The sequence below is a fragment of the Aeromicrobium phragmitis genome, from assembly GCF_003674095.1.
Classification (GTDB): Bacteria; Actinomycetota; Actinomycetes; order Propionibacteriales; family Nocardioidaceae; genus Aeromicrobium; species Aeromicrobium phragmitis.
Genome location: NZ_RDBF01000001.1, coordinates 68,075 through 87,716, shown reverse-complemented (window position 1 = coordinate 87,716; position 19,642 = coordinate 68,075). Strand labels below are relative to the sequence as shown.

General features: G+C 69.0%; 20 protein-coding genes. 9 read left to right on the top strand and 11 right to left on the bottom strand.

The window, feature by feature from the left end:
• Positions 1–19: 19 nt before the first annotated feature.
• A complete protein-coding gene (locus D9V41_RS00400; RefSeq protein WP_121792567.1) occupies positions 20–547 on the bottom strand; it encodes a DUF1697 domain-containing protein in 528 nt (175 codons plus the stop codon).
• A gap of 118 nt (positions 548–665) precedes the next feature.
• Here D9V41_RS00400 and D9V41_RS17645 point away from each other — a divergent pair, with 118 nt between their 5' ends.
• Positions 666–821: a DUF6131 family protein gene (locus tag D9V41_RS17645; protein ID WP_166375841.1), complete on the top strand. Its 156-nt coding sequence runs from the start codon at positions 666–668 to the stop codon at positions 819–821.
• Positions 822–891: 70 nt separating this feature from the next.
• On the opposite strand, the gene D9V41_RS00395 is transcribed toward D9V41_RS17645, so the two are convergent.
• Both D9V41_RS00395 and D9V41_RS00390 read right to left on the bottom strand, forming a co-directional pair.
• Positions 892–2,913 carry an NADPH-dependent 2,4-dienoyl-CoA reductase gene (locus tag D9V41_RS00395; RefSeq protein WP_121792566.1) on the bottom strand — a complete coding sequence of 674 codons (2,022 nt, stop codon included), beginning with the start codon at positions 2,911–2,913 and terminating at the stop codon, positions 892–894.
• A complete protein-coding gene (locus D9V41_RS00390; RefSeq protein ID WP_121792565.1) occupies positions 2,910–3,323 on the bottom strand; it encodes a nuclear transport factor 2 family protein in 414 nt (137 codons plus the stop codon). Before D9V41_RS00390 ends, D9V41_RS00395 begins: the two co-directional genes overlap by 4 nt.
• 47 nt (positions 3,324–3,370) lie before the next feature.
• On the opposite strand from D9V41_RS00390, the gene D9V41_RS00385 reads away from it, so the two are divergent.
• Entirely contained in the window at positions 3,371–3,613 is a 243-nt protein-coding gene (locus tag D9V41_RS00385; protein ID WP_208006668.1) for an SCO4848 family membrane protein, read from the top strand.
• On the opposite strand, the gene D9V41_RS00380 is transcribed toward D9V41_RS00385, so the two are convergent.
• The 4 genes from D9V41_RS00380 to D9V41_RS00365 form a co-directional block, all read right to left on the bottom strand.
• Positions 3,586–4,125, bottom strand: coding sequence for a PadR family transcriptional regulator (locus D9V41_RS00380; RefSeq protein ID WP_121792563.1), 540 nt, complete (start codon positions 4,123–4,125; stop codon positions 3,586–3,588). The two genes, D9V41_RS00385 and D9V41_RS00380, sit on opposite strands and share 28 nt — an antisense overlap.
• Positions 4,126–4,280: 155 nt before the next feature.
• Positions 4,281–5,009: an inositol monophosphatase family protein gene (locus D9V41_RS00375; RefSeq protein ID WP_166375840.1), complete on the bottom strand. Its 729-nt coding sequence runs from the start codon at positions 5,007–5,009 to the stop codon at positions 4,281–4,283.
• A complete protein-coding gene (locus tag D9V41_RS00370; protein ID WP_121792561.1) occupies positions 5,006–6,061 on the bottom strand; it encodes an NAD(P)-binding domain-containing protein in 1,056 nt (351 codons plus the stop codon). The genes D9V41_RS00375 and D9V41_RS00370 overlap by 4 nt, the downstream gene beginning before the upstream one ends.
• Before the next feature lie 127 nt (positions 6,062–6,188).
• Positions 6,189–7,016 (bottom strand): alpha/beta fold hydrolase, encoded by an 828-nt coding sequence (locus D9V41_RS00365; protein WP_121792560.1) that lies wholly within the window; start codon positions 7,014–7,016, stop codon positions 6,189–6,191.
• A 137-nt stretch (positions 7,017–7,153) separates the two neighbouring features.
• Here D9V41_RS00365 and D9V41_RS00360 point away from each other — a divergent pair, with 137 nt between their 5' ends.
• From D9V41_RS00360 to D9V41_RS00345, 4 genes are all read left to right on the top strand, one after another.
• Positions 7,154–8,320 (top strand): CaiB/BaiF CoA transferase family protein, encoded by a 1,167-nt coding sequence (locus D9V41_RS00360; protein WP_243697096.1) that lies wholly within the window; start codon positions 7,154–7,156, stop codon positions 8,318–8,320.
• A gap of 10 nt (positions 8,321–8,330) precedes the next feature.
• A complete protein-coding gene (locus D9V41_RS00355) occupies positions 8,331–9,473 on the top strand; it encodes an acyl-CoA dehydrogenase family protein (RefSeq protein ID WP_121792558.1) in 1,143 nt (380 codons plus the stop codon).
• 36 nt (positions 9,474–9,509) lie between these two features.
• Positions 9,510–10,508 (top strand): alpha/beta hydrolase, encoded by a 999-nt coding sequence (locus D9V41_RS00350; RefSeq protein WP_121792557.1) that lies wholly within the window; start codon positions 9,510–9,512, stop codon positions 10,506–10,508.
• 71 nt (positions 10,509–10,579) lie between these two features.
• The gene (locus tag D9V41_RS00345) at positions 10,580–10,912 is read left to right on the top strand and encodes a hypothetical protein (RefSeq protein ID WP_121792556.1); all 333 of its coding nucleotides are present in this window, start codon (positions 10,580–10,582) and stop codon (positions 10,910–10,912) included.
• Positions 10,913–10,918: 6 nt separating this feature from the next.
• On the opposite strand, the gene D9V41_RS00340 is transcribed toward D9V41_RS00345, so the two are convergent.
• Complete coding sequence (locus tag D9V41_RS00340; RefSeq protein ID WP_121792555.1) at positions 10,919–11,362, bottom strand: MarR family winged helix-turn-helix transcriptional regulator; 444 nt, start codon at positions 11,360–11,362, stop codon at positions 10,919–10,921.
• A gap of 129 nt (positions 11,363–11,491) precedes the next feature.
• Here D9V41_RS00340 and D9V41_RS00335 point away from each other — a divergent pair, with 129 nt between their 5' ends.
• On the top strand, positions 11,492–12,478 hold the full coding sequence (locus D9V41_RS00335) for a hypothetical protein (protein ID WP_121792554.1): 987 nt from the start codon (positions 11,492–11,494) through the stop codon (positions 12,476–12,478).
• A 22-nt stretch (positions 12,479–12,500) separates the two neighbouring features.
• Here the strand turns inward: D9V41_RS00335 and D9V41_RS00330 are convergent, their stop codons facing one another.
• The 3 genes from D9V41_RS00330 to rfbB are packed head-to-tail and all read right to left on the bottom strand — an operon-like array spanning position 12,501 to position 16,129.
• Positions 12,501–13,808, bottom strand: a complete 1,308-nt coding sequence (locus tag D9V41_RS00330) for a UDP-glucose dehydrogenase family protein (RefSeq protein WP_121792553.1) — start codon at positions 13,806–13,808, stop codon at positions 12,501–12,503.
• A 21-nt stretch (positions 13,809–13,829) separates the two neighbouring features.
• Positions 13,830–15,131: a sugar nucleotide-binding protein gene (locus tag D9V41_RS00325; RefSeq protein WP_121792552.1), complete on the bottom strand. Its 1,302-nt coding sequence runs from the start codon at positions 15,129–15,131 to the stop codon at positions 13,830–13,832.
• Positions 15,131–16,129: a dTDP-glucose 4,6-dehydratase gene (gene rfbB / locus D9V41_RS00320; protein ID WP_121792551.1), complete on the bottom strand. Its 999-nt coding sequence runs from the start codon at positions 16,127–16,129 to the stop codon at positions 15,131–15,133. The genes D9V41_RS00325 and rfbB overlap by 1 nt, the downstream gene beginning before the upstream one ends.
• Before the next feature lie 171 nt (positions 16,130–16,300).
• On the opposite strand from rfbB, the gene rfbA reads away from it, so the two are divergent.
• Positions 16,301–17,161: a glucose-1-phosphate thymidylyltransferase RfbA gene (gene rfbA, locus D9V41_RS00315; protein ID WP_121792550.1), complete on the top strand. Its 861-nt coding sequence runs from the start codon at positions 16,301–16,303 to the stop codon at positions 17,159–17,161.
• A gap of 70 nt (positions 17,162–17,231) precedes the next feature.
• Entirely contained in the window at positions 17,232–19,469 is a 2,238-nt protein-coding gene (locus D9V41_RS00310; protein WP_121792549.1) for a helix-turn-helix transcriptional regulator, read from the top strand.
• Positions 19,470–19,642: the final 173 nt, after the last annotated feature.

Below are 19,642 nucleotides of genomic sequence, written 5' to 3'. Positions count from 1 at the left end.
TCCAGTATGGGCACGCCGGTCACGCGCCGGCCTTCTCGACGAGCGCCGCGACCGTGCGGAGGTTCCGGGCCGTTCCGGGCACGCCGAGCACCCGGGCGACGAACGGCGCGGTGAGCTTGGACGCGGCGGCACCGTCAGCGAACCGCACGTGGAGGTCGCGACCGATGACCTGGGCGAGGTCGGGCCCCAGATCGCGCGACGCCACGTCGGCTACGGCGTCCGGTGCCGGCGTGGATGCGAGGAAGTAGATATGTGCGAGCTTGGGCTCGACGACCTCGAACGGATACGCGTCGAGCGCCTGCCGAAGCTCGGCCGGGGTACGGCTGATCGCCTCGCGGAAGAAGCCGAACTCGGCCTCGATGCGCGCTTCCAGCGCACGGTCGAACTCGGCCGGATCGCCTGGCGGCGTGCACAGGAGGTTGCCCGAGGCGATGTGGGTGCTGACGTCGCGGGCCCCGAGGTCTGCCGCGATCTCGCGGAGACGCTGCATGGGCAGCTTGGCGCCGCCGACGTTGACGGCGCGGAGCAGCACGATGCGTTCAGCCATGCCCCGAGTATGGACGGCGGTGGGGACAGTCTCACCCGCTCGACGAGCGGAACGGCGCAACCTGTCCTAGCGTGAGGGACGCGGCGGGAACGTCGTGACTCAAACGAAGGGATTTTTCATGATCATCCTCGGAGCCATCCTCGCCATTCTGGGCGCCATCTTGGACGTCCCCATCCTCTACACGATCGGCGGCATCCTGCTGGTGGTCGGGGTCATCCTCTGGATCCTCGGTGCCACGGGCCGCGCCGTCGGCGGCCGCAAACACTGGTTCTGACCGGTACATCTGGACGATCGGGGGCGGGGAACGCGACAGCGTTTCCCGCCCCCGGCCGTTGGAACGCTCGTCAGAGGCGGGCGGCCAGTTCCGTCGCCTGCGTGATCGCGCGCTTGGCGTCCAGCTCGGCCGCGACGTCGGCTCCACCGATGACGTGGACGGTCACCCCCGCCTGCTCCAGCGGTTCGACGAGGTCGCGCACGGACTCCTGCCCGGTGCACAACACGACGGTGTCCACCTCCAGGACGCGCGACTCCCGGGTGTCGCCGTCGCCCGGCACCGTGATGTGCAGGCCGTCGTCGTCGATCCGCTCGTAGATCACGCCGGGCACCATCTGCACGCCGGAGTCTTTGAGCGTCGTGCGGTGGACCCAGCCGGTGGTCTTGCCGAGCCCCTTGCCCAGGCTCGAGCTCTTGCGCTGCAGCAGCGTGACCTGACGGCGCGGTGGAGCCAGCACCTTGGTGGTCAGCCCGCCGCGCTCGAGCTCCGGGTCGGTGACTCCCCAGCGGGTGTTCCAGTGCTCCAGCGACTCGTACGGGTCGTGCAGGAGGAACTCGCTGACGTCGAACCCGATGCCGCCGGCTCCCATGACGGCGACCCGCTCGCCCACGGGAGCGTTCTCGTCGATGACCTGCTGGTAGGTGACGACCTTCGGGTGGTCGATGCCGGGTAGATCGGGCACCCGCGGCTCCACCCCGGTGGCGAGGACGACCTCGTCGAATTCTGCGAGCTCCTCCACCGTGGCGCGCCGGTTGAGATGCAGCTTCACGCCGGTCTTCTCGAGCCGGACCGTGTAGTAGCGCAGCGTCTCGGCGAACTCCTCCTTGCCGGGAATCTGCATCGCGAGTCGGAACTGCCCGCCGATGCTGTCCTGCGCCTCGAACAGCTCGACATCGTGGCCGCGGTCCGCGAGCTCGGTAGCGGCAGCGAGTCCCGCCGGCCCGGCCCCGACGACGGCGACCCGCATGGCCTGCCGTGTCGGAAGCAGCACCAGCTCGGTTTCGTGGCACGCCCGCGGGTTGACCAGGCAACTTGCGCGCTTGTTGGAGAACGTGTGGTCCAGGCACGCCTGGTTGCACGCGATGCACGTGTTGATCTCGTCCGCGCGCCCCTCGGCGGCCTTGACCACGAAGTGGGGATCGGCCAGCAGCGGCCGCGCCATGGAGACGAGGTCCGCCTGCCCCGCCGCGATGATCTCCTCGGCGACGTCCGGGGTGTTGATGCGGTTGGACGCGACGAGCGGCACCTCGATCTCGGCCTTGAGCTTGGCGGTCACCCAGGCGAACGCCGCCCGCGGCACGGACGTGACGATCGTCGGAATCCGGGCTTCATGCCAACCGATGCCGGTGTTGATGATGTCGACGCCCTCGGCCTCCAGCGCCTTGGCGAGAGCGACCGTCTCCTCCCAGGACTGGGCGTTGTCGACGAGGTCGAGCAGGCTCATCCGGTACTGCACGATGAAGTCGTCGCCGACCAACTCGCGGGTACGCCGGACGACCTCGATCGGGAATCGCATGCGCTTCTCGGCGGTGCCGCCCCAACGGTCTGTGCGGGTGTTGGTGCGGGCGGTGAGGAACTGGTTGATGAGGTAGCCCTCCGAGCCCATGATCTCCACACCGTCGTAGCCGGCGCGGCGGGCGAGCACGGCGGACTTGGCGAAGTCGCTCGCGGTGCGATCGACTTCGCGGGTGCTCATCGGCGAGACCTTGAACGGCGTGATCGGGCTCTTGATGCTCGACACGCCCTTCTTGAACGGCGAGTAGCCGTAACGACCGGCGTGGAGGATCTGCAGGGCGATCTTGCCGTCGTGCTCGTGGACGGCGTCCGTGACGAGGCGGTGGCGGTCGGCCAACCGGCGGCTCGTCATCGTCGATCCGAACGGCAACAGCCATCCTCGCCAGTGGGGCGCGAAACCGCCCGTCACCGACAGCGCGACTCCGCCCTTCGCGCGTTCGGCGAAGTACGCCGCGAGCTCGGGCAGATGCTTGACGCGGTCCTCGAGGCCGGTGTGCATCGACCCCATGATCACGCGGTTGCGCAGCGTCGAGTGGCCCAGATCGAGGGGGCTGAGCAGATGCGGGTAACTGGTCATCGGGTGCCTTCCGTTGCGGCGGCCGCCTCGGCCTGGATGCGCTCGAACTGATCACCCATCGCGGCGGCGAGCGCGTTCGCCGCGGACAGGGGGCGCACCATCACCGTCAGCTCGGTGATCAGCCCGTTCTCGTCGGTCGTGATGAAGTCGCAGCCGTGGACCGAGACGTCGCCGACCTTCGTCTCGAAGACCAGGGCGCTGTGCCGGCCGTTTTCGATGGCGTTGACGTAGCGGAAGTCGGAGAAGACCCGGCTCACGCCGTGCAGGATCGCCGTGGTGATCGCCTTGCCGCGGTAGGGCGTGAAAGCGACGGGGCTGCGGAACACCACGTCGTCGGACAGCAGCTCCTCGACGCCACGCAGCTCGCCGGTGGCGACCTGGCGTTCGACGAGGTCTCGGAATGCCTTCATGACACGGTCCTCTCAGCGGGGTGGTGCTGCGTTGGCACACTGGGGTGGTGATCGGACGAGCGAGTGCCTGGCTGCTGACGGCCGCCGGCGTTTTCAACATCGTGATCTGGCCGCGCTTCGCGAAGGCCATCGTCGATGACGACCGCGCGTGGGCCGGTGACGCCTGGGCGAGCGCTCCGACAAGCTTCTTCTGGGTGCACGCGGTGCTGATCGCCACGGCGATGACCTTCGGGGTGATCGTGCTGGTGATCGGTTTGCGGGCTCATCGCTCGCTCCGCGTCTCGAGCTGACCGAGGATCTCGTCGCACCAGGCGATGCCCGTGCGCTCGCTGAGGATGCCGCCGCGGAGCGCCAAGTAGGCGCCGCGTTCGTGCTCCTCGATGGCCGCGGGATCGGGGTAGTGGCGCTTGGCGCTGGCCTCGTAGCGGTCGAGCCGCTCGACGTGGTCGGCCCGCCGGCGGCGGGTGTCCTCGACGATCGCCGCGACGTCGGCCAGCCCGCGCAGCTTCACGGCGAAGTCGCTGCGCAACGCCTCGCGCGGTGACGGCTCGGCGCTGAAGCGGGTCAGCTCCTCGCGGCCAGCATCGGTGATCGCGTACGTCTTCTTGTCGGCCGTGCCCTCGCGAGGTTCGATCGTCGCGCTGACCCAGCCGTCGGCCTCCATCCGCGCGAGCGTCTTGTAGATCTGCTGATGGCTGGCGCGCCAGAAGTAGCCGATGGACGCGTCGAACCGCCGGGCGAGGTCATAGCCCGTCGCCGCTTGCTCTGCGAGCGACACGAGGATCGCGTGTTCGAGCGCCACGTCCCGGAGCGTACCTATGCAACGAGTTGCATGGCAAGGGGTTTCGCGCTGAGTGTGGGGGCTCCCTGCACGGAGCGCAGCAGAGTGCTCGGGGGAACGTTTCGCAGGTGAAAAGCCGATTTCGGCTGCGAAACGTCACACTCAACGGGTGATGGTCAGAGTGCGGTAGCGAGCTCCTCCACGGCGCTGGGCTCACCGACGATCGTGAATTCGCGGTGGTGAACCTCCGCGGCACCAGCTTCGCGGGCGATCAGGCGACCGGGGGTGAGGTCCCATGGCTCACCGCGGTAGATGACGACCGCTTCGATTCCGCCCTCGGCCAGGAGTGCCCAGTCACGAGCGGGGGCACCGGTGCGCAGGACGCGATGCGTCGAGCGTTCGAGCATGTGGAGCGCGGCCTGCCGGGTCGGGTCGTCCACCGCCACCTCGCCGCCCTCGATCCACGCGACCGTCAGGTCCGTCGCCGGCCGTGGTGCGGCGATCGAGAGCCGTCGTCCCTCCTGCCACGCACCGCGTTCGGCGATCGCCGAGGTGGAGCGGCCGGACGCGGAGTCGTGCACGATCGCGACCAGCGGACGATCGTCGAGCAGGACGGCGACCGTGACGCCGTAGAGATCGAGGCCGATGCGGTAGTTGTCCGTGCCGTTGAGGGGGTCGATGAGCCACTGCACTCGGGCATCGTCCGGTCCGTGGCGGCCGGATTCGCGGCTGAGGATGCCGTGCTCGCGATAGCGAGCGACGAGGTGGTGCACCATCCGCCGGTCGATGTCGCCGACGCTGCCGTACCCCTCCGCAGCGAACCGGCGCGCGAGTTCGCCGGCACCGCGCGCGAGGTCGAGCGCCGTCGCGTGGACGGCATCGAGATCCAGCCCCGGCTCGCTCATCCGGCGAGCGTAGCGGCGTCGTCGGCCAGCCATCGGACGACGCCGATAGCTGCGCTGCGCCCCGCCCGATTGGCGCCGATGGTGCTCGCGCTCGGGCCGTACCCGACGAGCTGGACGCGCGGATCGGCGACCGCGGTGGTGCCGTCGAGCTGGATGCCGCCGCGCGGACTGCGCAGGCGCAGGGGTGCGAGGTGGTCGATCGCGTGCCGGAACCCGGTGGCCCAGAGGATGGCGTCGACCTGCTCGAACGTTCCGTCGGTCCAGCGCACGCCGTCCGGCTCGATGCGGCTGAACATCGGCCGGCGTTCGTACGCTCCGAGGCGACGGGCCTCTTCCTCCTGCGGCCGCAGCAGCAGGCCGGTCACGCTCACGACGCTGCGGGGCGGCAGGCCCTGGCGTACGCGGTCCTCGACGAGTGCGACGGCCGCGCGGCCGGCCTCGGGAGTGAACTCCTCGGTCCGCCAGCGTGGCTCGTGGCGGGTCACCCACACGGTGTCGGTGACCGGGGCGAGCTGGCCGAGGAACTGGACGGCCGACTGCCCGCCTCCGACGACGAGCACACGCTGTCCGCGGAAATCCTCGGGACGGGTGAAGTCGACGGTGTGCAGCTGGCGGCCGGCGAAGGTCTCGATACCGGGGTAGTAGGGGATGAACGGTCGCGTCCAGGTGCCGGTCGCGTTGACGAGGGTCCGGGTCCGCCAGGTCCGCTCGCCGGCCCGCACGACGAGGATGCCGTCGTCGTCGGTCACCTCGCCCACCTCGACCGGGCGCACGATCGGCAGATCGAAGGTCTGCTCGTACGTCGCGAAGTAGGCGGGCACGGCCTCGCGGGCCGCGACAGTGTCGTCTCCTTCGGCACGCTCGAGGCCGGGCAGATCGGCCACGCCGTGAACGTCGTGCATCGAGAGGCTCGGCCAGCGGTGCTGCCACGCGCCGCCGGGGTCGGCGTTGGCGTCGAGGACGAGGTGCTCCACGCCGCGGCGCTTCAAGTGATACGACGCCGACAGGCCGGCCTGGCCGCCGCCGATGACGGTCGAATCGTGGAGCTCCACGCTCTTCTCAACAACGGACGCCCTCGGGACCTTCCCGCCCCCAGCCTCGCGAGGGCGGTAGGTGAGGTCCGACCGGAACCCGCGCCGTGGGACTGCACCTACCGCTCGGTGCGGCGGGCTCGCGGACTCAGGCGGTCGCGGAGAAGGGCGTGCTGTCCGCGGCCTGGTCGCCGCGGGCGACGGTCTCGTGCACGATGCGGGCGATCTCCTCGGGGCAGTCGCCCATCGGGACGTGCCCGGCGCCGACGAGCGGGACGTGCACGGCGTCAGGCAGTTGTCGCCGGGCCTGAGCCGCCTGCTTGGGATTGAGCAGCCGGTCCTTCGTGCCCCAGGCGATCGTGGTGGGGACGCGCACGCCCCCGTGGAAGCGGAAGTTGACCGCCCGGACGAGAGTGGGCCAGAAGGCCGGGCTGCGCTTGAGCGAGAGGGCGTCCCCCAGCACCCGGTCGGCGTCATAACGCTCGGGGTGCGAATACAGCAGGAAGCCCACGAGCTTGCGCCCCAGGGACGAGCGCGACACCTGGCGCAGTACCGCGTCCGGGGCGTAGGCGGCGAGCTTGATCGCGAGCAGCGCGGCGACGGCCTGCACCCGGCCCGCCGGCCCGAAGAACCCGGCCGGACTCAGCGCGACGACGCTGCGAGCCAGTCCGTGATCTCCGAGGTAGAGCGCGACGGCACCGCCCAGCGAGTTGCCGACGACGTGCGGCCGCTCGATGCCCCACTCCTCGAAGTTCTCGCCGACGGCCTGCAGGACGTTCTCCATGCTCGCGGAGACGCCCGCCTCCTTCAGTGCAGGGGAGGCACCGAAACCGGGCAGGTCGAGCGCGATGACGTCGAAGTGCTCGGACAGCTGCTCGATGACCGGCTCCCAGGCCTGCCAGCGATGCCCGATCCCGTGGATCAGGACGAGCGGTTCCCCGCCCCCGGTGCGCGAATAGGCGAGCTTCGACAGCATGGACGCTCCTTGTCCGGCGAATGTGACATCGGCAGTGTGACATGAACGGCGACCGGTGTCACGGTCTCGCCGTCGCAGGCGCCGCTGCGACGGACCGCCTCTCGGCTTTTGATAGTGACAGTGTTACTGTCACTATCGTGACCGTGACCTCGCCCACACCTTCCGGCCCGTTGCACGGCGTTCGCGTCGTCGAGCTCGTCGGCATCGGTCCGGGTCCCTTCGCGGCGATGATGCTCGCCGACCTCGGTGCCGACGTCATCCGTGTCGACCGGCCCGGAGGAGGTGCCCTTCGCGTCGCGCCGCCCGAGCGGGACATCCTCGGCCGCGGCCGCCCGAGCGTGGCGCTGAACCTCAAGTCCGACCGCGGCCGGGATACGGTGCTGCGGCTCGTCGAGCCGGCGGACATCCTCATCGAGGGATTCCGGCCCGGTGTCGCCGAGCGCCTCGGGATCGGGCCGAAGGACTGCCACGCCCGCAACCCTCGGCTCGTCTACGGGCGGATGACCGGTTGGGGGCAGGACGGACCGCTCTCGTCCACCGCCGGGCACGACATCAACTACATCGCCGTGGCCGGAGGGCTCGATCCGATCGGCCGCGCCGGCGGCCCGCCGCAAGTGCCGATCAACCTGCTCGGCGACTTCGGTGGCGGCGCCCTCTACCTCGTCGCCGGCGTGCTGGCGGCGCTCACCCATGCCCGGCAGAGCGGGGAGGGGCAGGTCGTGGACGCCGCGATCACCGACGGCGTCGCGCACCTGCTCTCGATGATCGTCTCCATGCAACAGTCGGGGGCCTGGAACACCCGGCGGGGCACCAACCTGCTGGACACCGGCGCGCCGTTCTACGACGTCTACGAGACCTCGGACGGGCGCTGGATGAGCGTCGGGGGCCTGGAACCGCAGTTCTGGGCGGCGATGGAGGCGACGCTCGCCGAGCACGGGGTCGACGACCTGCCGGACCGCAACGACATCGCGCAGTGGGGAGCGCTGCGCGAGCGACTCGCGGCCGTCTTCGTCACCAAGACACAAGCCGAATGGACCGAGATCTTCGCGCCGACGGACGCGTGCGTCGCGCCCGTGCTGCCGCTCGACGAGGCGCCGCACCACCCCCACAACGCGGCGCGGGGCACTTACGTCGAGCACGAGGGGCTCATGCAGCCGGCGCCGGCGCCGCGGTTCTCCGCCACGCCGGCCACCTTGACCACGCCTCCGGCCCGGCCGGGAGCACAGACCCGCGAGGCGCTCGCCGCGTGGGGAATCGACGACGTCGACGAGCTGATCGCCGACGGCATTGCCGTTCAGAAGTGAGGACACCGCCATGGAACGCACGATCTTCGAGGCCGAGCACGACGATTTCCGGGCGACGGTCCGGGCCTTCTGCGAGAAGGAGATCGCGCCACACCACGAGCAGTGGGAGGCCGACTCGATCGTGCCGCGTGAGGTGTGGCTGAAGGCCGGCGAACTGGGGCTGCTCGGTTTCATGATGCCCGAGGAGTACGGGGGCGGCGGCGTCCGCGACTTCCGGTACAACGCGATCCTTCAGGAGGAGCTCACCCGCATCGGCGCGAGCGGGGTGGGCTTCGCGCTGCACACCGACCTCGTGTCGACCTACCTGCTGAGCTACGCCAGCGAGGAGCAGAAGGCGCGCTGGCTGCCCAAGTTCTGCAGCGGGGAGCTCATCACCGCCATCGCGATGTCCGAACCGGTCGCCGGCTCGGACCTGCAAGGCATCAAGACGACCGCCAAGCTCGACGGCGACCACTACCTGCTCAACGGCTCGAAGACGTTCATCTCCAACGGCATCCTCGCCGACCTCGTCCTCGTCGCCTGCAAAACCGATCCTGATGCCGGCGCCATGGGCGTCTCGCTCATCGCCGTCGAGCGGGGAATGGAGGGGTTCGAGCGCGGTCGCAACCTCGACAAGATCGGCCTCAAGGCCCAGGACACCGCCGAGCTGTTCTTCGACAACGTGCGCGTCCCGCGCGAGAACCTCCTCGGGCAGGAGGGGCACGGCTTCATCTATCTCATGGAGAAGCTGCCGCAGGAGCGCCTGACGATCTCGGTCGTGGCCGCCGCAGCCTGCCGTTCGATGCTCGACATGACCCTCGACTACGTCAAGAACCGCGACGCGTTCGGCCGTCCCATCGGCAAGTTCCAGAACACCCGCTTCCTCATGGCCGAGCTCGAAACCGAGCAGCAGATCGCCCAGGTCTTCGTCGACCGCTCGATCGAGATGCTGAACGCCGGCCGGCTCACCGTCGAGGACGCGGCGATGGGTAAGTGGTGGACCACCGAACTGCAGACCAAGACGGCAGACCGTTGCCTGCAGCTGCACGGCGGCTACGGCTACATGAGCGAGTACCCGATCTCCAAGGCGTTCCTCGACTCGCGCATCCAGACGATCTACGGCGGCACGACCGAAATCATGAAGGAAATCGTGGGACGCGGCCTGGGGCTCTGAGCTTTCGGACCCTTCTGTACCGCTACGCTCACTGCCATGAGCGTGCTGCGCGTCGTCGGACGCTGGACCTTGCGGATCCTGATCGTCGTCCTGGCGCTGATCGTCGCCGTCGTGATCTGGGCGCAATTCAGCCCTCGTCCGAGCGTCCTGGCGATCGACCTGCTGTTCCGCACCTCCTCGGTGGGCAAGGTCGACGAGAAGCACGCCGCGGAGGCGGACAAGGAGTCCACCGGACGTACCGATCTCGCCTACGGCGACGGCGACGACGAGACCCTCGACGTCTGGACCCCGCGCAATCGCGGTTCCGACCCGTTGCCGGTGATCGTGTGGGTGCACGGCGGCGGCTGGGTTGGCGGTGACAAATCGGACATCGCTCCGTACCTCAAACTGCTTGCCGCGAAGGGGTACGCCGCCGTCGGTATCGACTACTCGCTCGGCCCGGACACGCACTATCCGGTCCCCCTCCGCCAGACCGACAAGGCGATCGTGTGGTTGGAGAAGAACGCCGATGATCTGAACCTCGACACCGATCGCATCGTTCTGGCGGGCGACTCGGCCGGCGCCCAAATCGCCGCGCAGTATCTGGCGATGCTCGGCGACGCCGGTTACGCCAAGGAGGTCGGGGTCGAGCCGTCGATCTCACCGGACCAGGTGGTGGGTGCGCTGCTGCACAGCGGTCCCTACGATCCACGCGAGGCGCTGAAGGCCTCCGGCGTCATGGGGTGGTTCGTGCGGACTGTCGGCTGGGCCTACCTCGGCACCAAGGATTTCAATGATCCGCGGGTGGAGCAGGCATCGGTGACGCCGCACCTGACCGCCCAATTCCCGCCCACCCTGGTGACCGGCGGCGACGACGATCCGCTCACCGCTCAGGGCAAGGAATTCGCCAAGAAGCTGAAGCAGCTCGGCGTCGAGGTAGAGCCGTACTGGGCGAAGGGGCTCTTCCACGAGTTCCAGTTCAACCTCGCCGACTCCCAAGCGCAGCACGTGCTGACCGAGAGCTACAGCTTCCTCAACAAGGTCACGGCTGGCTGAGGCACCTCTCGGGGGTTGCGCTTTGCTGATGCTTGGTACCCTAAGTATCAGTCGACCCCGAGGATGGCAGCATGGCGGAGGACCGCATTCAGGCGTCCGTGACCGACGAGCTGGAGTCGCTCGACCGCGTCCGGCGCCGGGTGACCGCCGTCGGCTTCCTGGCGATCGCCATCCACGCGGTCATCGCTCTGCCGCTGCTCGCGCAGTACGTCGCCGAGGACGGCAAGAACCCCGAAGCCGTGCTCATGCTGGTGTTGACCGCGTTCGCGGGAATGCTGACCGCGGCCGTCACGCGGGTCATTCTGGGGCGCTCGCCGTTCTCCGTGCTGTGGCTAGCCGTGGGCCTGCTCCCTGCTGCGATCGGGATCTACCTGACCTGGTGGGCCCCGTTCACTCTCCACTGAGCGGGGTCAGCCGGCCTCGCGGGATTCGTCGATGATGGAGCGCAGCACGGCGTTGGTGCGCTCGAGATCGTCGAGGGACATCCCGAGTCGCTCCAGCATGGTGGTCGGCACCGTCAGAGCCTGCTCGCGCAGTGCCCGGCCCTGCTCGGTCAGCGTGATCTCCAGCGAACGCCCGTCCTGGGACGAGCGCAGACGCTCGACATAACCGCGCTGTTCGAGCCGTTTGATGAGCGGCGAGACGGTGCCCGGATCGAGGGCGAGCGTGCTGCTCAATTCGGTCAATCCGAGCCGGTCGTGTTGCCAGAGGGCGAGCATCACCAGGTACTGGGGGTGGGTCAGCCCGAGCGGTTCGAGCACCGGCTTGTATGCGGCGATCACCCTGCGAGACGCCACGGCGAGCGCGAAGCAGACCTGTGCTTCGAGCGCCAGCGGGTCGGGATCGTCGGCCACCAGGCGAGTCTATCCGGGCGGAGGGTCCCGGCACGGCCGCGGGGATATCAGCAGATTCTTGGGGAAAACCCCTCGATGCGTTCGTGTATCGAGTTACGCTGCTCGGAAGCTCTCGACCCTGGAACGCTCATGAAATTCGCCGACTTCGCCGCTCACTACCGCCGCGACGCCCCTGCCGCCCCGCGGATGCCAGCCGACCACCGCTCCCTGCTGATGCCCGCATATCGTGCGGCAGTCGAGCGGGGCAAGCTCCTCCACGACGTCCTCGCCCACGATGCCGTCCTGCCCCATGCCGAGGTGTCCCGACGCCTGACGCACTACAACGCCTGGACGGTCGCGGGCTACGGCGGCATCGTCGACCGCATCACGCAGATCGGCGAGGAGACCGGCGACGAGTTGCACGAGTCGGCGGGGCCGCTGTGGCAGTACCGGCACTGGCACGGCATGTGCGGTGCGTTCGGCAACGAGTGGGCGCAGGTGCTCACCGGGGACCTGCGGATGGACGGTTATCACCCGGACAAGACGCGGCTCAACCTCGGCACCGGTGGCCTCGACTATTACCTCCGCCGGGGCAAACCCGGTGTGGACTACTTCGCCGAGGACGAACGGCCCCTGCTCGTCGGCATGCATACCGAGATCGACGCGGGGATCGCCCTGCTCGAACTCACGGCGCGCCACCGTTCGCTGCTGGTGCTGCCGGCCCCGCCGCAGTTCGAGATGTTCGCGGGCCGGTGCAACGTCGACTTCCTCGTTCTCGACATGAAGCGCCGACAGGTGCGGGGCGTGCAGGTCAAGAGCATGCGACACGCACAGGATCTGGACCGCTACGACCCCGCGGTGGTCACGATCATCACCGGCGAGTGGGATCTGGACAACGTGCGAGCCGTCCGCCGGCACGCCCGCACGTCGGACATGGACGTCGTGCCGTGGCCGGGGCTCATCACCACGCACTTCCTCGGCTCGACCCGGTTATCGGCGAATCCGCCGCGCCTCGACGCCACTCAGGTTCAACGGGTCAAATCGCGCGCGCGAACCCTCAGCGCCGACGCGCGGGACCGTAACCGAGAAGTGTTCGAACGCGTCGTCACGAAGGTGCTCGCCGACCTGCGGCGTTGAGCGGTCGAGGCATGCGCGTGGGTCAGTGGCGCCCGAGGGCTCGGTACGTCCAGCCGGCCTCACGCCAGTGTCCGGGATCGAGCACGTTGCGTCCGTCGAGCATCCGCTTCTCGGCCACGAACGTGGCGAGGTACTGCGGATCGAGGGACACGTACTGCTCCCATTCGGTGAGCAGTAGCACGAGTTCGGCCCCCTCGACGGCGGCTTCGAGGGTGTCGGCGTAGTGCAGATGCGGGGCCCGCTCCTTGGCATTGGTGATCGCCTCGGGGTCGGTGACCGTGACGATGGCCCCCTGGAGGTGCATCTGCTCGGCGACGTTGAGGGCGGGGGAGTCGCGGATGTCGTCGCTGTTGGGTTTGAACGCCGCACCCAGGACGGCGACCCGGCGGTTGACGATCGAACCGCCGCACTCCTCGCGAGCCAGGTCGACCATACGCACCCGGCGACGGAGGTTGATCGCGTCGACCTCCCGCAAGAACGACAAGGCCTGGTCGACGCCCAACTCGCCGGCGCGGGCCATGAAGGCACGGATGTCCTTGGGCAGGCAGCCGCCGCCGAAGCCGAGGCCGGCGTTGAGGAATCGGCGACCGATCCGGGCGTCATGCCCGATCGCGTCGGCGAGGGCGGTGACGTCGGCTCCGGTGGCTTCGCAGAGTTCGGCCATCGCGTTGATGAACGAGATCTTGGTGGCGAGGAAGCTGTTGGCGGCCACCTTGACCAGCTGCGCGGTCGCATAGTCCGTGACGATGCGCGGCGTCCCCTCGGCGAGCGGCGCGGCGTAGACCTCGTCGAGCAGGGCGGCGGCGCGCTGTCCGGCGTCCGACTCGGGGATGCCGTAGACGACGCGGTCGGGGTGGAGGGTGTCCTTGACGGCGAAGCCCTCGCGCAGGAACTCGGGATTCCAGACCAGGGTCGCGCCGGTGGGCTCGAGGTCGGAAGCAAGGCCCTCGGCGGTACCGACGGGCACGGTGGACTTGCCGACCACGACGTCGCCGGGGGCCAGGTGCGCCGCGAGCGAGCTGAAGGCCGCGTCCACGTACGTCAGGTCGGCGGCGAACTCGCCCTTCTTCTGCGGGGTGCCGACGCACACGAAGTGCACCGCCGCGCCCGCGACCTCGCTCAGATCGGTGGTGAACTTCAGGCGGCCGCTGGCCATGGCCTCGTCGAGGATCTCGGGAAGTCCCGGCTCGAAGAACGGTGCCTCACCGCGCGTCAGCGACGCGATCTTGCGGTCGTCGACGTCGACGCCCACGACCTCGTGCCCGAGCTTCGCCATGCACGCAGCGTGCACAGCACCCAGGTACCCGCATCCGATCACCGAGATCTTCATGGCACCGAGTCTAGAGAGGAGTCAGTTCCGGGCGAGCGCCGAGTGGCGGGGTCGCGGGGCGGTGGGCTTTCCCGCGGCGTACTCCTCGGTACTCACACCGGTCACGTCGGCCGGGTCGCGTCCCTCCTCGGCGAACACCTCACGCGCAATATCGGCCCAGGATTTGGGGTCGCCGCCGCCCGTCACGTGGTGCACGCCGTACGGCGCGGAGGTCTCCAGCAGGCGGAGGATGCCCGCGGCGAGCTCGTCGGCGTGAGTGAGCCGGCCGATCTGGTCGTTCACCACCGACGGGCTGACCCCGTCGCGAGCGAGCCGGCGCATGGTGTCGACGAAGTTCTTGCCCTCGCCGATGACCCAGCTCGTGCGCACGATGTAGTGCCGCGGCACGGTCGAGGTCACCGCCTCGCCGGCGGCCTTGGTCTGCCCGTAGACGCCGAGCGGGGAGAGCGGTTCGTCGACCGGGTGCTCCTCGACCGTGCCGTCGAAGACGTAGTCGCTGGAGACGTTGACGAGGGTGAGGTTCTTCTCGATCGCGATGCGCGCCAGCGCGGCCACGCCGGTGACGTTGACCGCCCAGGCATCGCGCCGGCCGTCGGGCGTCTCAGCACCGTCGACGTTCGTGTACGCCGCCGCGTTGATGATCGTCTGGACGTCGTCCCACGGCACCGCATCGAAGGTGGCGGGATCGGCGAGGTCGACCGTGCTGCGGTCGTAGAACAGGAAGTCGGGGCGGGCCTTGCGCAGCGCCCGTCCCAGCTGGCCGTTCGCGCCGAGCACGACCGTCTGCTTGGGCGCCATCGGCGTGACGTCGGCCAGCAGCGGGTGGTTCTTGTCCTTGTCGGACATCTCGGTGATCTGGACCGGCCACGGGATCGCGAGCGCGGGATCGAGCAGGTTGACGTTCGTGTAGGTCGCGTCGGCGCGCCAATGGGCGTTGACGAGGTAGGAGTACGCGGTGTCGTCCTCCATGACCTGGAACGAGTTGGCCACACCGCGCGGCACGAAGACGGCCGTCGCCGGATTCAGCTCGATCCAGAACGTCTGACCGAAGGTCTCACCCTCCCGCAGGTCCACCCACGCGCCGAACGCCCTGCCCGCGGCGACTGAGACGAACTTGTCCCACGGCTCGGCGTGAATACCGCGGATGGTGCCCGCGCTGCCGTTGAACGAGACGTTGTTCTGCACGGGGCCGAAGTCCGGCAGCCCGAGGGCCGTCATCTTCTCGCGCTGCCAGTTCTCCTTGAACCAGCCGCGGTTGTCGCCGTGGACGTCGAGGTGGACGACGAGCAGACCCGGAATGGCGGTGGTGTCGACGCTGACCATCACTGCCCCAATGCGGCGTACTTGGCCTCGACCTCGGCCTTCTTGGGCCGCCACCACTCCTCATGATCGCGATACCACTGGACGGTGTCGTCGAGGCCGGCGGCGAAATCGGTGAACCGCGGTGTCCAGCCCAGCTCCGTGCGCAGCTTCGTGGAGTCGATCGCGTAGCGCAGGTCGTGCCCGGCGCGGTCGGTGACGTGGTCGAAGTCGTCGGCGGGACGGCCGAAGAGCTGCAGCAGCATCTCGACGACCTCCTTGTTGGTCTTCTCGCCGTCGGCGCCGATGAGGTAGGTCTCGCCGATGCGGCCCTTCTCGAGGATCGTCATGACGGCGCTCGAGTGGTCCTCGGCGTGGATCCAGTCGCGGACGTTGCGGCCGTCGCCGTAGACGCGTGGCCGGATGCCGTCGATGAGGCCGGTGATCTGCCGCGGGATGAACTTCTCGATGTGCTGCCAGGGCCCGTAGTTGTTGGAGCAGTTGGAGATCGTGGCCTGCACGCCGAACGAACGCACCCAGGCGCGAACGAGGAGGTCCGAGCCGGCCTTGGTCGAGGAGTAGGGGCTCGACGGGTTGTACGGCGTCGACTCGGTGAACCGGTTCGGGTCGTCGAACTCGAGGTCGCCGTAGACCTCGTCGGTCGAGATGTGGTGGAAGCGCGTGCCGTGCTTGCGAACGGCTTCGAGCAACGTGTAGGTGCCGACGATGTTGGTGTCGAGGAACGGTCGCGGGCCCTGCAGCGAGTTGTCGTTGTGCGACTCGGCGGCGAAGTGCACGATCGCGTCGTGCGAGGCGGCGAGGCCGTCGACGAGCTCGGCGTCGGCGATGTCGCCGACCACCAGGTCGACGCGATCGGCGGGCAGAGCCTCGACACTCTCGCGGTTGCCCGCGTACGTGAGCTTGTCGAGGACCGTCACGAACAGATCGGTCTCGCGCACCACATGGTGCACGAAGTTGGACCCGATGAACCCGGCGCCGCCGGTGACCACGATGCGCTGCATGAGGACGACGCTACCAATCGTGGCGACATCGCCCTGCGTCACTCACGCCCCCGATCGGGCGGTGCGTGGCCAACCTATCGCGCGGGCGAGCGGTGCGTGGGCAACGTGTCCGGGCCCGTGATGGGTCGATCACGCACCGCCCCCACGCGGAGGAGCCGCTATGTTCGGTGCATGCGCGGAATCATCCTGGCCGGCGGCACCGGCTCCCGACTGCACCCGATCACGCTCGGCGTCAGCAAACAGCTCGTGCCCGTGTATGACAAGCCGATGATCTACTACCCGCTGTCGACGCTCATGTCCGCCGGCATCCGGGACATCCTCGTCATCACGACCCCGCACGACGCCGAGCAGTTCCAGCGGTTGCTCGGCGACGGCTCGCATCTCGGCGTGAACCTCACCTATGCGCAGCAGCCGAGCCCCGACGGACTCGCGCAAGCCTTCATCATCGGCGAGGAGCACATCGGCGAGGAGGGCGTCGCGCTGGTCCTCGGCGACAACATCTTCTACGGCGCCGGTGTCGGCACGAGCCTGCACCGTTTCGACGACACCGAGGGTGCGGCCGTGTTCGGCTACTGGGTGGCCGACCCGACCGCCTACGGCGTCGTCGAGTTCGACGACAACGGCATCGCGGTGTCCCTCGACGAGAAGCCGGCTCAGCCCAAGAGCAACTACGCCGTTCCCGGCCTGTATTTCTACGACAACTCCGTCGTGGAGCGCGCCAAGGGCCTGAAGCCCTCGGCCCGCGGCGAGCTGGAGATCACGGACCTCAACCGGCTCTACCTGGAGGACGGCACGCTTCAGGTCGAGGTGCTGCCGCGCGGTACCGCGTGGCTCGACACGGGGACGTTCGACGACCTCGCCGACGCCGGTGCCTTCGTGCGCACCATCGAGAAGCGCCAGGGCCTCAAGATCGCCTGTCCCGAGGAGATCGCCTGGCGTCAGGGGTGGCTGACCGACGACGAGCTGCGCGACCGCGCCACGCCGCTGGTCAAGAGCGGGTACGGGCAGTACCTGCTCGACCTGCTCGGCTGAGGCGCACACCACCGAATCGCTCGGCCGGGTTTCTCGGTCTGGACGTGATGCGCGCCTATTCTCAGCAGTGATGCATAGCTCCCGCTGGCTCGACCGGGCCGACCTCGTCGCCCATCTCGACGCACCGGCGCAGGTCGCGGGGCTCGTGGGACTGCGGGGCACCGGCAAGACCACGCTGTTGCGGCAGTGGGCGGCGCAGGAGCCACTCGCCGCGTGGTGGGGTGACGATGCCATGGCCCTACCGAACGCCGGAGTCGTCATCCTGCGCGACGCCGGGGCTCTGTCGGACGAGGACGTCGCGACCGTGGACGGCTGGCTCGCGTCGCCGGCGGATCGACGCCTGCGATTCGCCGCTCACGACCTGGAGTCGATTCCGCCGCGCTGGCGTACGAGCGCAGCTCCGACGTCGCTCACCGAAGAGCAGACGGCCACCCTCCTGCAGCGGTACGACAGTCTCGCCGACGCCCGTCTCGTGCATCTGCTCTGCCGCGGCGTCCTCGCCGCGGTCATCCTCGTGTGCCGGCAGGGCGCCGCGACCGCAGCGGACATCATCGATGCGCTCGGCCGCGGCGAGGCGGTGAGCGGGCCGATTGCGGAGCTGGCTTCGCTCGAGAACGTCCCCCGCACGATGCTCGACGACCTCGGTCTGCTCGACGAGGCCCAGGAGATGGTCCGCGCCGGACTCGCCCAATGGAACCTCGGACGAGGCGCGATGCGATGGTCCCCGATCGCGCGGTGGAGCACGCTGCAGCGCCAGCGTCGCGACGCCGCGCGTGAGCACGAGTTGCACCGGCGCGCCGCCACCGAGTTCCTCCGCGGCGACCAGCCCTACGAGGCGCTCGTCCAGGCCGCCCACGCGGGAGGGCTTGATCTGGTGGACGCAGCGCTGAAACGTGGCGGCATGCCTCTGGTCACCGGGCACGGGTACGAGATCCGATTCCTCCTCGGTAACGTTCCCATCTGGAGGCTGCGCAAGTACCCGGTGCTGTGCCTCGCTCTCGGCATCATCTTCAACGCCCGGCGGGAGTTCCGGCTTCGCGCCATCGAGCTCCTGGGCGTGGCGGTGGTCGCGGCCCGACTGGCGCCCCGGCGGTCCGTCGATCGCGCCCTGCTGCGTGGCGTCGAAAGTGTCGGCTTGCGCATCACTCAGTCCGGCGACGGCGGATTCCGTGCGGCAGTGGCCGCCGTCGACCTGCTCGATGCGCTTCCGGCGCGTTCGCGCGAGGAGATCGCACCCCTGGAGTCCGATGTGCGTCTGCACCTGGGAATCAGCCTGACCTACGGCGGGAATCTCGACGGGGCGCGCGCTCAGTTCGAGCAGGCTCGCATGCTCGGGTCCCGGCCGATGATCGAGCTGATGGGTCTCGGTGGGCTCGCGCTCGTCGAAGCACTGCGAGGTGACGTTCCCTCGACCGAAGCATGGATCCAAGCGGCCCACGTGCGGCAGTGGCCGTCGGAGAAGCTCGACGAGTACCAGGGCAGCATGCTGCGGATCGCCGAGGCGATGCGCGCGGTCGAGCGCCAGGACTTCAAGCAGGCCCAGGAGCGCATCGACGCGCTGTGGCCGATCATCGAGACGGTCGAGCATTGGTCGTTGCTCGCTCAGGCACAGGCGCTCGTGGACATCGGGACGGCGCGGGCGCGGCCAGGGCTGATCGCGTTCCGCGCCGTGCGCGAGCGACGGGGAACTTCGGTGGGTCCGCACAGCGCCGACCTGCTCGACGTGACCGAGCAGTGGCTCCTGCTGGCGACAGGTGACGTCAGCAATGCCCAGCGGTTCAGGCTGCGAAGCCGTAGCGGACCGGAGCTGCGGCTGGAGGCCGCGCGCGGCGCCGTTCTTCGCGGTGATCGCCAGCGTGCCTGGACGATCCTCGGTGCCGTTCGCACCGACGCCCCTCGGCTGCGGCTGACGCGCCTGCTGCTGACAGCCGCGGCCCATCTCGCCGCCGGGCAGCGGGACGCGGCGGAGGAGTCTGCCGCGCAGGCGGCGGGTGTGGCCGAGGCGTTCGAGCTCCGCACGCCCCTGTGGTTCACCCCGCAGAACGTCCTCGAGCTGGCGCCGCTGGTGCCCCTGGGCGTGACGTCGGTGCTCCCCCGAAGGCCCGAAGGTGAACCGCTCACACCTCGTGAACTCGTGATCCTGCACGAGCTGGTCACGACCGCCAACATCGAGCAGATCGCCGATCGCCTGCACGTCTCGGCGAACACGGTGCGGACCCAGCGGCAGTCGCTGTATCGGAAGCTGAAGGCCACGTCGCGCGACGAGGCGATCGGCCGGGCCATCGCAATGGGCCTGCTCGACGACTGATACCCGTCGTCGGGTCGGGATGCGCGAGGCCCGCTCGATTCGTGCTCCGCAACCGCACGGCCAGGTTCGGGACTTCCTGACGGCCGATCCGTCGGTGCCTTCATACAAGCTCTCGGCGCCGGACGCCGGTTCCGGTTGAGGCGGAGCGGACGCCGAATGTTTCCGCGAGATTT

What these genes read in the sequence shown, in the direction of transcription:
- D9V41_RS00355 (WP_121792558.1), top strand. Translation starts at nt 8,331, where the DNA reads ATGGAACGCACGATCTTCGAGGCCGAGCACGACGATTTCCGGGCGACG.
- rfbB (WP_121792551.1), bottom strand. Translation starts at nt 16,129, where the DNA reads ATGCAGCGCATCGTGGTCACCGGCGGCGCCGGGTTCATCGGGTCCAAC.
- D9V41_RS00375 (WP_166375840.1), bottom strand. Translation starts at nt 5,009, where the DNA reads ATGAGCGAGCCGGGGCTGGATCTCGATGCCGTCCACGCGACGGCGCTC.
- D9V41_RS00400 (WP_121792567.1), bottom strand. Translation starts at nt 547, where the DNA reads ATGGCTGAACGCATCGTGCTGCTCCGCGCCGTCAACGTCGGCGGCGCC.
- rfbA (WP_121792550.1), top strand. Translation starts at nt 16,301, where the DNA reads ATGCGCGGAATCATCCTGGCCGGCGGCACCGGCTCCCGACTGCACCCG.
- D9V41_RS00325 (WP_121792552.1), bottom strand. Translation starts at nt 15,131, where the DNA reads ATGGTCAGCGTCGACACCACCGCCATTCCGGGTCTGCTCGTCGTCCAC.
- D9V41_RS17645 (WP_166375841.1), top strand. Translation starts at nt 666, where the DNA reads ATGATCATCCTCGGAGCCATCCTCGCCATTCTGGGCGCCATCTTGGAC.
- D9V41_RS00365 (WP_121792560.1), bottom strand. Translation starts at nt 7,016, where the DNA reads ATGCTGTCGAAGCTCGCCTATTCGCGCACCGGGGGCGGGGAACCGCTC.
- D9V41_RS00345 (WP_121792556.1), top strand. Translation starts at nt 10,580, where the DNA reads ATGGCGGAGGACCGCATTCAGGCGTCCGTGACCGACGAGCTGGAGTCG.
- D9V41_RS00335 (WP_121792554.1), top strand. Translation starts at nt 11,492, where the DNA reads ATGAAATTCGCCGACTTCGCCGCTCACTACCGCCGCGACGCCCCTGCC.
- D9V41_RS00350 (WP_121792557.1), top strand. Translation starts at nt 9,510, where the DNA reads ATGAGCGTGCTGCGCGTCGTCGGACGCTGGACCTTGCGGATCCTGATC.
- D9V41_RS00310 (WP_121792549.1), top strand. Translation starts at nt 17,232, where the DNA reads ATGCATAGCTCCCGCTGGCTCGACCGGGCCGACCTCGTCGCCCATCTC.
- D9V41_RS00395 (WP_121792566.1), bottom strand. Translation starts at nt 2,913, where the DNA reads ATGACCAGTTACCCGCATCTGCTCAGCCCCCTCGATCTGGGCCACTCG.
- D9V41_RS00390 (WP_121792565.1), bottom strand. Translation starts at nt 3,323, where the DNA reads ATGAAGGCATTCCGAGACCTCGTCGAACGCCAGGTCGCCACCGGCGAG.
- D9V41_RS00330 (WP_121792553.1), bottom strand. Translation starts at nt 13,808, where the DNA reads ATGAAGATCTCGGTGATCGGATGCGGGTACCTGGGTGCTGTGCACGCT.